Source organism: Pseudoalteromonas apostichopi, assembly GCF_030297135.1.
In the GTDB taxonomy this organism is placed as follows: Bacteria; Pseudomonadota; Gammaproteobacteria; order Enterobacterales; family Alteromonadaceae; genus Pseudoalteromonas; species Pseudoalteromonas apostichopi.
Map to the genome: position 1 here is coordinate 815,288 of NZ_AP028066.1, position 13,345 is coordinate 828,632.

The window sequence follows — 13,345 nt, forward strand, 5'->3', positions numbered from 1 at the left end:
ATGATAAGTGCGGTAATCAGGTTTTCTCTTATTCAACGAATTTTTATTACTATTTTGACTTTGCTCGTAACTGCTGCAGGAGTCAACGCTTGGTTTAATTTGCCAATTGATGCTTTTCCCGACATTTCTCCTACCCAAGTAAAAATTGTCTTAAAAGCACCGGGAATGACAACTTCGGAAATAGAAACTCAAATTACACGTATTGTCGAAACAGAGTTACTTGGTATTCCATCCCAAAAGATTCTTCGTTCAACTACAAAATATTCTATTACTGATATTACACTTGATTTTGAAGAAGGCACTGATATTTATTGGGCGAGACAACAAGTAAATGAAAGGCTGATGAATATTTGGGCTGAACTCCCAGAGGGTATTTCTGGTGGTCTTGCTCCTATGAGTACGCCTCTAAGTGAAATTTTTATGTTTACAGTTGATAATCCAAACTTAAGCCTTCAACAGCGACGTGATATTTTGGACTGGCAGATCAGACCGATTCTTCGAACAGTTGAAGGCGTCGCAGACGTAAACAGTTTAGGCGGCTATGTAAAAACATATGAAATAACACCAACTACTTTGAAAATGAAATCACTAGACGTTTCTTTTAGTGATATTGAACAAGCCGTAATAGCTAACAATTTAAATGGAGGACTTGGCCGAATAAACAAAGGTAACGACAATTTTGTTGTTCGAACACAAGGACAATTTGAAAAAATTGATGATATACGTCAGTTAGTTATAAAAAACAACCAACAAGGAATAATCAGGTTAGCCGATGTTGCAGCAATCAGCGAAGGAAGTTTAATACGTTATGGTGCAGTGACACATAATGGTGAAGAGGCCGTACAAGGCTTAGTTATTGCGCTAAAAAACAGTAATACCGACCAAGTAGTAAGTTCAGTTAAAGAAAAACTTTTAGAACTAGAGCGCTCACTACCTAGTGGTACTACTATCAATGTCTTTTATGACAGATCTAATTTGATTAGTACTGCTATTGAAACCATCACAAATGCATTAGTTCAAGCTGTAGTGCTCGTTATCATATTGCTAGCCTTATTTCTTGGCAACTTTAGAGCGGCACTGATTGTCTCTATATCCTTGCCGGTGGCAGCTCTTGCCACTTTTATATTAATGAGCCATTTTTCCATATCAGCAAATTTAATGAGTTTAGGAGGCTTAGTTATTGCTATTGGTATGCTTGTTGATTCATCTGTTGTCGTTGTTGAAAATACTGTAAATAGGCTTTCAGAAAACAGCAAACTTCCTAAGCTGCATGTTATTTATAGAGCATGTAAAGAAGTTTCTGTGCCAACTGTATCAGGAACATTAATTGTCGTTATTGTTTTTTCCCCTCTATTAACTCTTTCAGGGTTAGAAGGGAAGCTGTTTACGCCTGTTGCATTGACGATTGTTTTTGCGATGTTATCTGCGCTAGTTTTAGCGTTTACTTGCATCCCGGTGCTAGCTTCAATGATACTGAAATCAAATGAAGCGAGTGAGCCTAGCTTCATCAAATCATTACAAATACAGTACAAAAAGTCGCTATTAAGCGTTATTAATTCACCTAAATCAGCATCATCGATAGCTTTTTTGGTGTTGATCACAAGCATTTTTGCCTTTGTAAGTTTGGGGAAAAGTTTTATGCCTACGTTGGATGAAGGAGACATCATTGTTCAACTAGAAAAGTCGCCATCTATTACCCTACAATCCTCTTTAAATATTGATACCCAAGTAGAGAAAGCACTACTAAAACAAGTACCTGAAATACTTCAAATTGTAGCCAGAACTGGATCAGATGAGCTTGGCCTAGATCCTATGAGCCTAAATGAAACGGATATATTCATGGAGTTGAAGCCTCAAAATGAGTGGCGCTTTGATACCAAGCAACAGCTAATCGAAGATATACGCAACGTATTATCAAATTACCCCGGTATGAACACAAATTTTACTCAACCTATTCAAATGCGGGTAACTGAAATGCTAACTGGCACTACAGGCGATGTATCAATAAAAGTTTTTGGGGATAAAGTCCAAGAATTAGCAAATATCGCTGAAAAAATGAAAGTGTTAGTAAGCCAAGTATCTGGTAGTCAAGACATACAAACAGCATTGATAGAAGGTGGAAAATACATTCGCATTTCATTAAAACCTGAAATAGCTCATCAATTTGGTTTAACCACTAAAGCATTAACTGATTTTCTAAAGCCACAACTTGAAGGCTCACAAATATCTAAACTAGTTACCGTTAATAAATTTACGCCTATTGTTTTCGGTGCTTCGTCGAAGCACAAAGCAAGTCAGATTGGCTCAATAAATGATTTGAAACAAGTATCTGTTTTAATGCCTGATAATACCATTTTACCTCTAGAGAGCGTCGCTGACATTAAGGTAGAACAAGAACCTTTACTGATCGAAAGAGAACGAGGTAAACGTTTTGTCTCAATTACAACCAATGTTGAAAACAGAGATGTGGTAAGTTTTGTTGAAGACTTACAAGCTAAAGTTCACTCTGAGTTGTCGCTTCCTAGCGGCTATTACGTAACTTTTGGTGGTGAGTTCGAAAATCAGCAACGAGCAATGAAGAACTTAATAATCGTTGTTCCTCTAGCTTTAATCTTAATTTTTGTGATTTTATTTACAACTTTTCGCTCTGTATCCTTAGCAAGTTTGATTCTTTGTAACATCCCATTCGCCTTAATGGGAGGGGTTTTTGCGTTACTAATATCTGAACAATATTTATCAATTCCTGCATCAGTTGGCTTTATTGCATTACTTGGTGTTGCAGTGCTCAATGGTATCGTTATGGTTAGTTATTTCGAACAGAGCAAAACCACTATATCTAATATCACTGAACGTGTAGTAGATGGCTCTCGAAGAAGGCTGCGTCCAGTACTTATGACCGCGACCACTGCAATGTTTGGCCTAATGCCTTTAGCGTTTGCTTCAGGTCCGGGAGCTGAGATACAAAAACCGCTTGCTATAGTTGTTATAGGAGGCTTACTGACTTCAACGGCAACAACTCTCTATTTATTACCAATCTGGTATCGTTTATTGGAGCAGCGCAATGTTTAGTTCATCATTAGTTTTTACCTTCATAGTCCCTAAGAAGCACAAGGATGATGTTATCGACCAATTAATGCTGAGTGATATAGCATCCGGCTTCAACATTTTCCCGATCATGGGCTACAGCAAGAAACATAGTGCTTTTAGCTTAGAGGAACAAGTTAGAGGCTACAAAGATATGCTGAAGTTTGAAGTAGTTATTGAGCAATGTGAATTAGAAAAGCTTAAAGAAGAACTAAAGTTACTATTCACAACCATAAAAATTAGGTATTGGACAACAACTATCACCGAAACAGGCCATTTATAAGTTACGCAATCTCTGGAAAAGGAGAAATGTTATGAACAAAACTAGAACACTTACTTATGTATGGCCTAAAAGCATCAGGCTTTTTCACTGGATAAACGTCATCACAATTAGCTTACTAATTGTGATCGGCTTAATCATCTTTAATGGAAAAACACTTGGTGTAACGGTGGACGCCAAAATAATGCTTAAAACCATACATGTTACTATCGGTTACATTTTTGCCATAAACCTTATCATTCGGCTGGTTATGGGTTTTATTGGTTCGTCGAATGACATGTGGTCACAAACTCTGCCATTTATGAAAGGGTATAAGAAGGAACTAACTAAATTCAGACGTTCTCCCAAACAAGTATACAAAGGCCATAATCCAATAGGAAAGCTCATGGTATTAGCTTTGCTGATAGCAATGACAATTCAAATGGCAACGGGCTTAATACTGGCAGGGACTGATATTTACTACCCACCGTTAGGACAGCACTTTGCTAAAAGCATTGCGCTTGACGAGACTCAACTTGACGTAATCGAGCCTTATTCAAAAGTTAATGTTGACGATGAACGTTATAAGCAGCTTAAAGAGTTTCGCTCCCCCATCATCACTGCTCATGTATACGCATTTTATGCCCTAGTAATACTTATACCATTGCATATACTAGGTGTTATCGTTGCTGAACGAAGAGAAAAGTCAGGACTGGTTTCAGCAATGATCAATGGTTATAAATTTCTACCCGAAAAATCGAATAATCACAAAACTTAATTTAAATCTATTAGTTTATTTAGGCTATAAATACAAAAGGCAAACTGAGGTATTCCTTTTTGGAATTAAAATCTTTGGGTGATTGCTTACAAGTGAGAATTGGCAATTAATGCTAGATAAGTTATGCCGAATGGCAGCTAGTCGCTCAAGGCAGACCTTCCGACATATATCACTATAGATTTTGGTTTATTCGACTACTGGCTTTTCCTGACAACCAGACGCCTCTTATTTAGACTTAGAGAATAACAATTAATTATTTTATTTAAATTCAACAAGCTAAAAAACCAAAGCTCAAAGCATAATAATAAACCATTAAAAATAGCATTTATTTTCATTTTTTTGGCAGATTGTTTTATCTAAGTAGCAAAGTACTATATTAGAAAAACCTCTCAAGGACTGAGAATGAAAGTATTGAATTTAAGGAAGAGTTCAGAGAAAAGCACACTTGCTATCCTCGTAACTTTAGCCGTTTTAACATTGTCTATACTGAAAGTGACATCACAAAAGCATCCACTTCATGACCTACTTTTAATGGCTTTTATGCTTACATCGTTTGTAATTATATTTTTGATATTGAACAGTAAAAATGAGCTGACGATATGTCGCCACGGTATTTTTTATAGCTCAGCGTTTGGTAATGTTCATATTGAGCCAAACAAAACTAAACTAATTAAACAATATTCTAAATATGGTTTTAACTGCGTGGTAATTATTGGTCATGGCTACTTTATATTTGCGCCATTTTATTATTTAACGTCAAAACAAAAACAACGATTAAAACGATATGATAATAACTTGCTGCATTGGTTACAGGTAACGCGTAAACGCAGCAAGTTTCAGGGCTATTAGTGACGAGTACAAAGCCCTTTTAATAGGCTGTTGCTCAGTTTTGCCACTCTTTAAGTACGTCTTTTACAAGCTCATAGCGCCATGAGTTAAACAGGTCTGGTTTTGATGCAGTTTTACGCTCATCGGCATCGAGCTTCCAATTCCAGCTGATCAGTTGGTTAATCTGTTTTTTAGAGGCCAATACATCTTCAGGAATACCCTGCTCTTTTGCAGCTTTAGTAACTTTTTGCTTAATATCTTTAGCGGCTTTTTTGTATGCCGGAAAATCAATTAAACGTTTTAATTGTGCTGGTTGTTCGCTTACAGGAACAGCTTTACCACGCTCAATACATTTTAAAATTTCAACGCCCGAACGGTTAACTTCCATAGGCTCAACACCTGGCACTCGGCGTAACGCATTTAAACTTGTAGGCTTACGCTTAGCAATTTCAACCATGTTGTGCTCTTTTACCACAAAGTTAAGTGCGAGATTTTTGCGCTCTGCCTTTTCACGGCGCCATGCAGCAAGTTCGCGCAATACCGCTAAGTCGTGCGGTCGTAATTGCCATGCATTTTTAATGTCTTTGTAAAGCTGCTCTGCAGGTGTTTGGTAAGCACGTTTTTGCGCAACTAACTCGCTTTCGCTGATCACGATGTCAAAAAAGCCAGCTTCATCAATTTGTTTTTTAATAATTTCAAAACAAGGCAGTAAGTGATACGTATCGGCAGCGGCATAATCTAGCTGCTTCTCAGTGAGTGGGCGCTGTAACCAATTAGTGCGCGATTCACTTTTATCAATTTCGATATCAAGTAATTCTTTAACCATGTGCGCAAAGCCCATGCAGTTACCATGGCCTAGTATTTGTAGAGCAAATTGGGTATCAAACAATGGTGTTGGTACAAAACCAGCATATTTTTGAAACACTTCAATATCTTCTGACGGTGAGTGCAGTACTTTTAACACCTCAGGGTTTTTAAGTACTTGCCAAAAATCAAAAAGCGACAACTCAGCCAGTGGGTCGATTAACGCTAAATGCTCACCATCATATACTTGAATAAGTGCAACTTCAGGGTAAAGCGTACGACGACGCATAAACTCAGTATCAATTGCTAGTACCGGTTTACCTGTTATTTTTTCTACAAAATCATTTAATTGATTTTGTGTTTCGATCAGTTGATATTGCACTTATACCCCTTTCTTTACCATAAAAAAGCCGGCTAATGCCGGCTTAAATTATTTTTCTTCGTCCTTTAAGGCTCTTCTGAGAATCTTACCAACGTTTGTTTTTGGTAGTTCATCTCTAAACTCAACGAGTTTAGGCACCTTATAGTTCGTTAAATTATCACGACAGTGCTTTATTATATCTTTTTCAGTTAAAGATTGATCTTTTTTCACGACAAAAACTTTAACTTGTTCGCCACTTACATCATGAGGGATACCGATAGCAGCTACTTCAAGCACGCCATCGTGCATTGCGACTACTTCTTCGATCTCATTTGGGAACACGTTGAACCCTGATACGATAATCATGTCTTTCTTACGATCAACAATATAGAAGAAACCTTCATCATCGTAAGTTGCAATATCACCTGTTGCAAACCAACCGTCTTTTAAACATTCAGCTGTTGCATCAGGGCGATTATAGTAACCTTGCATTACTTGTGGGCCTTTAACCCAAAGCTCTCCAGGTTCACCCTTAGCTGCTTCTTCACCATTTTCAAGCATTAGCTTGATATCAGTACTTGGTGCAGGTAATCCAATTGAACCGTTATAACCGTCAAGGTCATATGGGCTTAGTGTTACAAGTGGTGCACATTCAGTTAAACCATACCCTTCCATTAGCTTGGTTTTTGTTACAGCTTGCCATTTTTCAGCTACAGGACGTTGTACCGCCATACCACCACCAAGCGACATTTTTAAGCTCGAGAAATCAAGCTCAGCAAAACCCGGGGTATTTAATAAACCATTAAATAGGGTGTTTACTCCCGTTATCGCAGTGAATTTGTGTTGTGTTAACTCTTTTACAAAGCCCGGCATATCACGTGGATTAGTGATAAGTACGTTTAAACCACCATATTTCATAAATGTTAGGCAGTTCGCAGTTAATGCAAAGATGTGATAAAGCGGCAATGCCGTAATAACCACTTCTTTACCTCGCTCTAGTACATTATCTAAACAACCAGATACTTGCTCAAGGTTACCAACCATGTTGCCATGAGATAGCATTGCACCTTTAGATACACCCGTTGTACCACCTGTGTATTGTAAGAATGCTAAGTCGTTTAAATCAACTTCAGGCTTTTTGTAACTCGCTTCATTACCAGCTAGTGCATCTGCAAATTTAATTGCATTTGGTAATGTGTAGCTAGGCACCATTTTCTTAACGTGCTTAACCACAAGGTTAACAATGTGCTTTTTAAGACCGCCCACCATATCACCCACTTGGGTAACCACAATGTGCTTAACGTTCGTTTTTGGTAATGCTTTTTCTAGGGTATCGGCAAAGTTAGCAAGAATGAAAATTGCTGATGACTCTGAGTCATTTAACTGGTGCTCTAATTCACGCACAGTGTAAAGTGGGTTTACGTTAACCACCACACAACCAGCACGAAGAATACCTAAAATAGTCACAGGCGTTTGTAGTAGATTCGGCATCATCACCGCTACTTTATCGCCTTTTTTTAGACCAAGATCATTTTGAATGTACGACGCAACACGTTTTGTAGCACTGTCTAACTCACTATAGGTCAACACTTTACCCATGTTGGTAAAGGCTGGAAGGTCACTATAGTCAGCAAAACTTTTTTCAAACAAGTCGAGTAGCGAGTGATAATGCTCAGGGTCGATTGTTTCAGGCATACCTTCTGGGTAGCGTTTAAGCCAGATTTTTTCCACTCTTAGCTCCTGTTTATAATTATATTTTTTAATAACCTTAATCTAACTAAGGCAGTTTCTCAATGGAGTAAATACTCTAATGGTGCAGATAATCCCACATTTGGTGCAATTATACAATTAACTTGCTTTATACTGCCCAATAAATGCATGAATGTGCTCTAAGGTTAATGCAGGACTTTGCATATGGCAATGGTGACCTCCTGGTATCTCATGAATTTTTAACTCCTTGTAATATTTACCATATGCCTCTAGGTTATCTTTAACAAAAGGGTAACCCTTCCCCCCTAAGATAAGCTGACATGGTGCGTTAATTTGTTTGATGGTTGCAATGCATTGTGCCTCATCAAAGCGAAACCCTGAGTGATTTTTAAGTTTTGGATCGGTTGTCAAATACCACTTACCTGCTTTTTCGTAACAATTTCGTGTCATCAGTAGCTCTGCTTGTGGGTATTCAAGGTCACCGCTTGCGAGCCTTGCACTAATAATGTGCGCTTTTGAGTCAAAAGCGCGAGGGCCTTTACTGTTTACCCGCGATCTATTTAAAATCGCTTTACGTAGTTGGCTGCTCACGTCATTGCTGTCTGTTGTAACGCAACCAATGCCCTCAATGAAGTTTACCGATGCTACCTTTTCAGGAAAGCAGCTGGCAAAAACTCCAGCAACCATAGCCCCCATTGAATGACCAACTAAATGCACTTTAGTCACATCAAGTGACTCAACAAATTTATAAACGTCATCAATGTAGTCAATAAAGTAATAGTGTGCGTCACTACTTCGCCAATCTGATAAACCATGACCAGGAAAATCGAGACAATACCAACGCTGGTTAAGCTGCACATTTTGTAACATAGGTATGTAACTATGTGCGTTATCAAGCCAACCATGTAAGGCAATCACGACCTCATCGCCATGACCAAAGGTTAGGCCATGCATTGCCTGAGTGCCAGTTTGAAAAGAAAATGGTTGCACAATTACTCCTATTTATTAAGCGTTTCAACTTAAAGGCGTTTATTTATCCTCTGGCTAGTATACAATAATCCTCGCAGTATAAATAAGGGCACAATAATAAGGTTACATCAATGAAATTAAAATTAAGTCTTTTAGCATTATTATGCTCAGCAGGCTCAGTAATGGCTGAATCAGCACCAAAAAACATTATTTATATGATTGGTGATGGTATGGGCCCAGCGTACACAACTGCATATCGTTACTTTAAAGATGATCCAAATACTAAAGTTGTTGACCCAACTGTTTTCGATACTATTTTACGTGGTATGGCGCATACTTACCCAGATGATCATACTTATGTAACAGACAGTGCAGCGGGTGCAACAGCTCTTAGTAGTGGTCATAAAAGTTATAATGGCGCAATTGCTGTTGATACTGATAAAAAACCAGTAAAAACCATGCTAGAAGTTGCCAAAGAACGCGGTATGACCACAGCATTAGTGGCGACATCACAAATTAACCACGCAACCCCTGCAAGCTTTGCTTCACATAACGAATCTCGCCGTAATTATGACGAGATTGCCAACGACTATATCGATAACAAAATCGCAGGCAAATTGCCGGTTGATTTAATGTTAGGTGGCGGCACGAAATATTACGTTCGTGAAGACCGTAACCTTGTAGAAGAGTTTAAAGCGGCTGGCTATCAGTACAGCGATGACTTTGCAGCAATGAATGACTTAAAGCAAGTTCCAGCGCTTGGTTTATTCGCTGAAGTCGGTTTACCGTTTGCGCTTGACGAAAATCCAACGCGCCTTACGCAAATGACAACGAAAGCACTCGATTTACTTGATGGTCAAAACGACAAAGGTTTCTTTGTGATGATCGAAGGTAGCCAAATTGACTGGTGTGGTCATGCAAACGACATTGCATGTGCAATGGGCGAAATGGATGACTTTGCTAAATCGATTGAACAAGCAAAAGCGTATGTAGATAAAAACCCTGATACCCTGCTTGTTATCACTGCCGATCACTCAACAGGTGGCTTAACACTCGGTGCTCATGGTCAATATAAGTGGGAAACAGACGTTGTTAAAGGTGTTAAAGCAACTGCTGGCACTATCACAAAAGATCTACTTGAAAGCGATGACTTAAAAGCAGTATGGCAAAAGTATTCTGATATCGAATTCACTGATGCAAACAGCATTAAGCTTAGCCAAGCTAAGAAAATGGGTGATAAAGCACTTTTACTTGCTGTAAAAGATATCATCAATCATGCAAGCTTCACAGGTTGGACTACTGGCGGCCACACGGCTATTGATGTACAAGTATTTGCCTATGGTAAACGTGCTGAAGATTTCTACGGTTCGCAAAACAATACCGCGATTGCCGACAAACTGATTGATTATATAAAACAGTAATTTATATTGAATACTGTCCAATCATAAAAAAAGCCTAAACATTTGTTTAGGCTTTTTTCATTTTAATTCAGTTGCTTGCTTTATTAATTAAGCGTATACATCAACGCCAATTAAGCTTTGCACTTCGGCACGGCGCTCTAAGTTAGCAAACTCAGTGTAGGTTGAAATAGCACGACTTGTTTTTGGGTTGCTTGGTTTATCATATATTGTTTGCTGGTAGCTTTGCGACTCAGCTTTAAATTCATCGGCAATAGCAACTGCTTGAGGGCTTGATTTAACATACTCTGTTGACGACTTTTGCTCAGCCGTTTGATCTGATATCGCTTTAGGCTTATCAGTAACGGTATTTTTACGGCTATATTGACCGGGAATGTCACCGGTATAAAAGCCTGAGCCAATAGGTAAAGTCAAACTAGTAATTCCACATCAAACATGACTAAATTATGTGCCATAACTGACAAGCACGCAAGTGTCGTTAATCGTCTCTTTATTCTCGGCCAGGTAGTTTTTTCCAAGTCACTGTATCACGAACATATTTAGGCTGCGCATTCGCTGCAGTTACTGTATCACCGCTAGCGAAGGCAGTTGCAACCCAGGCTAGCATGTACTTCGCATCAGGCAGTAAAATGTTTTCATTTAGACTTACATTTGCAAGTTCAGTGACAAGCGCAGGATAGGTTTTCCAACCAGTGCCCACCGCAGTTGCTGCTGTTTCAGGTAACGTTAGCAACTCAGGTTTAATTACTTGCTCTTCATCAACAAGCGTCATTAAGCCATTTTCATCAGCCTTGTAGTGGGCATAATATATTTCACCCATACGCGCATCAATCGCTGAAAACACATCACTAACTTTGTCTTGTTCAAACGCTTGTTGCGCCATCATCTGTAATGTTGATACACCAACCAAAGGCAAGCGTGCGGCATATGCTAAGCCTTGCGCAATCGCGACACTGATACGCACTCCTGTAAAGCTGCCCGGTCCTTGACCAAACCCAATAACATCTAAGTCTGCTAATTTACATTGCGCCTTAGCGAGTAACTCATCAATTAAAGGCAAGATTTTTTGGCTGTGCTGCTGTGGGCACTCTTCAAAATGATGAAATGTTTGCCCTTGATAATGTAGCACCAGCGATAAAGCTTCAGTTGATGCATCTAAGGCAAGAATATTGTGTTTAATCATCTAAGTTACTCTAATTGATCTGTTCTAAAAACGCGTTTGCCATTGCTAAATCGCGCGTGCGGCGCATTGGTGGCAAACTTTTTAAAAATACTTGGCCGTAATGGCGTGTTACTAAGCGGTTATCGCAAATAACCAGCACACCTTTATCTTTACTATCGCGAATAAGTCGCCCTACCCCTTGCTTTAATGCAATGACCGCTTGGGGTAATTGAATATGTGCAAATGGGTCCTTGCCTTGTAATTGGCAATCTTGCATTTTTGCTTGCAATAATGGGTCATCTGGTGCGGCAAACGGCAATTTGTCAATGATAACACAACTTAATGTACTGCCTCTAACATCTACACCTTCCCAAAATGAAGCTGTGCCGAGTAAAACGGCATTACCATGACGGGTAAACTTCTCAAGTATAATGCGTTTTGACATTTGCCCTTGCATATAAACCGGATAATCCATTTGTGTCGTTAAACCTTCAGCCACTAAATGCATCATACGATAGCTAGTAAACAGCACAAAGCAGCGACCTTTTGCTGATTTAATCAACTCAAGGGTCAGCTTGATAATAGCATGGGGCATATTGTTCGCATGAGACTCAGGTAAATAGCGCGGTAAACAAAGCATTGCTTGTTGTTGATAATCAAATGGACTTTCAACAATCATACTTTGTGTTGGTTTTAGACCAAGGCTGGCATTAAAATGTGCCAAGTCGTTATCGACCGATAAAGTGGCCGATGTAAACACAAAACCAGCCCCAGTGTCTTTCATCATTTGTGCGAATTTAGCCGACACATTGAGTGGCGTAATGTTCACCGTTAGGTATCGGCGGGTTGTTTCGTACCAATAACTATAGCCCGTTTGTGCAGTATCAAATACCCGCTCTAACTGACCTTTAAAGGCTAATGTACGCTCAAACGGATGCTCGATTTTTTCACTACGATCTAAGCATAATTTCAACACCTGGTATAAAAAGTCAAGATCACTGATCACCCTGTGTAGTGCAGCACAAATATCTTTATCGGCTAGCTTTTCGCGCCAATCACCACGACTCCCATCTAGCCCAAACTGCAAGCGTAAATCTGCGACACTAGTTTCTAACTTGTTGAGAGTTTTACCTAATTGCAGCATATCGGGAATATCGGCACGGTAAATCGCTCGTAAATCATTAATTAAATCCACCAGCTTTTTGGTACTTACACTTTCACCAAAATAGTCACTGGCAATTTCACTCAGCTGATGAGCCTCATCAAAGATGTAGGCATCGGCGGTTGGCATAAGTTCAGCAAAGCCAGTGTCTTTTACTGCCATATCTGCAAAGAATAAATGATGGTTGATCACCACCACATCGGCTTCCATTGCATTTAATCGTGCTTTACGAATATAACAATCTTGGAAATCTGGGCACTCTTTACCCAAACAGTTATCAGCGGTTGAGCTAACATAAGGCAGTACCTTGGCGTCTTCTTCTATGCCAATACAATCTGCTAAATCGCCTGAACGGGTTTCACTTGCAAACTTTGCCACCATCGCAAGTTGATGCATTACATCTGGATCATCTGTTGGCACATGCGCGACATGCTGACTTAAACGATACGTACACAAATAATTCGCGCGGCCTTTTAAAAGGGCGACTTTTTTGGTGGCGCTCAGTGCTTTGACTAAATTGGGTAAATCACGGTGAAACAACTGCTCTTGCAGTGCTTTTGAACCCGTTGAGATGATGGTTTTGCCTTTTGATTTTAACGCAGGCGCTAAGTAAGCATAGGTTTTACCCGTGCCTGTGCCCGCCTCAACCACTAATTGGTGACGTTTTTTTAAGGCATCGTCAACTGCAACAGCCATGTCAATTTGTGGCTGCCGAGGAGTATATCCATCAAGAGAAAGTGCAAGGGGGCCAGTGGCACTGAAAAGTTGTTTGATAAACTTCGCCAATAGATTAAAAGTGATGAGCAGATT

The 13,345-nt window shown here is 39.4% G+C and carries 11 protein-coding genes; 5 read left to right on the forward strand and 6 right to left on the reverse strand.

The genetic code is table 11. From position 1 onward, the window contains the following. The 4 genes from QUE86_RS19680 (at position 1) to QUE86_RS19695 (ending at position 4,970) form a co-directional block, all read left to right on the forward strand. Complete coding sequence (locus QUE86_RS19680) at positions 1-3,069, forward strand: efflux RND transporter permease subunit (RefSeq protein ID WP_167657566.1); 3,069 nt, start codon at positions 1-3, stop codon at positions 3,067-3,069. Further along, positions 3,062-3,367, forward strand: coding sequence for a DUF3240 family protein (locus QUE86_RS19685; protein ID WP_055022338.1), 306 nt, complete (start codon positions 3,062-3,064; stop codon positions 3,365-3,367). The genes QUE86_RS19680 and QUE86_RS19685 overlap by 8 nt, the downstream gene beginning before the upstream one ends. Before the next feature lie 31 nt (positions 3,368-3,398). Continuing rightward, positions 3,399-4,121 carry a cytochrome b/b6 domain-containing protein gene (locus QUE86_RS19690; protein ID WP_286260618.1) on the forward strand — a complete coding sequence of 241 codons (723 nt, stop codon included), beginning with the start codon at positions 3,399-3,401 and terminating at the stop codon, positions 4,119-4,121. 402 nt (positions 4,122-4,523) lie between these two features. Continuing rightward, entirely contained in the window at positions 4,524-4,970 is a 447-nt protein-coding gene (locus QUE86_RS19695; RefSeq protein WP_286260619.1) for a hypothetical protein, read from the forward strand. 34 nt (positions 4,971-5,004) lie between these two features. Here the strand turns inward: QUE86_RS19695 and rnd are convergent, their stop codons facing one another. From rnd to QUE86_RS19710, 3 genes are all read right to left on the reverse strand, one after another. Continuing rightward, entirely contained in the window at positions 5,005-6,135 is a 1,131-nt protein-coding gene (rnd, locus tag QUE86_RS19700) for a ribonuclease D (RefSeq protein WP_167657563.1), read from the reverse strand. A 48-nt stretch (positions 6,136-6,183) separates the two neighbouring features. Beyond that, the gene (gene fadD / locus QUE86_RS19705) at positions 6,184-7,845 is read right to left on the reverse strand and encodes a long-chain-fatty-acid--CoA ligase FadD (RefSeq protein WP_286260620.1); all 1,662 of its coding nucleotides are present in this window, start codon (positions 7,843-7,845) and stop codon (positions 6,184-6,186) included. A gap of 117 nt (positions 7,846-7,962) precedes the next feature. Next, positions 7,963-8,814, reverse strand: coding sequence for an alpha/beta fold hydrolase (locus tag QUE86_RS19710; RefSeq protein WP_286260621.1), 852 nt, complete (start codon positions 8,812-8,814; stop codon positions 7,963-7,965). A 110-nt stretch (positions 8,815-8,924) separates the two neighbouring features. On the opposite strand from QUE86_RS19710, the gene QUE86_RS19715 reads away from it, so the two are divergent. Further along, positions 8,925-10,214: an alkaline phosphatase gene (locus QUE86_RS19715; RefSeq protein ID WP_054563873.1), complete on the forward strand. Its 1,290-nt coding sequence runs from the start codon at positions 8,925-8,927 to the stop codon at positions 10,212-10,214. 87 nt (positions 10,215-10,301) lie between these two features. Here QUE86_RS19715 and QUE86_RS19720 read toward each other — a convergent pair whose 3' ends face one another. From QUE86_RS19720 to yoaA, 3 genes are all read right to left on the reverse strand, one after another. Then, positions 10,302-10,625, reverse strand: coding sequence for a hypothetical protein (locus QUE86_RS19720; RefSeq protein WP_062565644.1), 324 nt, complete (start codon positions 10,623-10,625; stop codon positions 10,302-10,304). Positions 10,626-10,701: 76 nt separating this feature from the next. After that, complete coding sequence (gene tsaB / locus QUE86_RS19725; protein WP_130052599.1) at positions 10,702-11,394, reverse strand: tRNA (adenosine(37)-N6)-threonylcarbamoyltransferase complex dimerization subunit type 1 TsaB; 693 nt, start codon at positions 11,392-11,394, stop codon at positions 10,702-10,704. A gap of 10 nt (positions 11,395-11,404) precedes the next feature. After that, positions 11,405-13,321, reverse strand: a complete 1,917-nt coding sequence (gene yoaA / locus QUE86_RS19730) for a DNA repair helicase YoaA (protein WP_130052600.1) — start codon at positions 13,319-13,321, stop codon at positions 11,405-11,407. Positions 13,322-13,345: the final 24 nt, after the last annotated feature.

Bases quoted from the DNA above. Each gene is read 5' to 3' on its own strand.
- QUE86_RS19715 (WP_054563873.1), top strand. From the start codon at position 8,925: ATGAAATTAAAATTAAGTCTTTTAGCATTATTATGCTCAGCAGGCTCA.
- tsaB (WP_130052599.1), bottom strand. From the start codon at position 11,394: ATGATTAAACACAATATTCTTGCCTTAGATGCATCAACTGAAGCTTTA.
- QUE86_RS19690 (WP_286260618.1), top strand. From the start codon at position 3,399: ATGAACAAAACTAGAACACTTACTTATGTATGGCCTAAAAGCATCAGG.
- QUE86_RS19695 (WP_286260619.1), top strand. From the start codon at position 4,524: ATGAAAGTATTGAATTTAAGGAAGAGTTCAGAGAAAAGCACACTTGCT.
- QUE86_RS19685 (WP_055022338.1), top strand. From the start codon at position 3,062: ATGTTTAGTTCATCATTAGTTTTTACCTTCATAGTCCCTAAGAAGCAC.
- QUE86_RS19680 (WP_167657566.1), top strand. From the start codon at position 1: ATGATAAGTGCGGTAATCAGGTTTTCTCTTATTCAACGAATTTTTATT.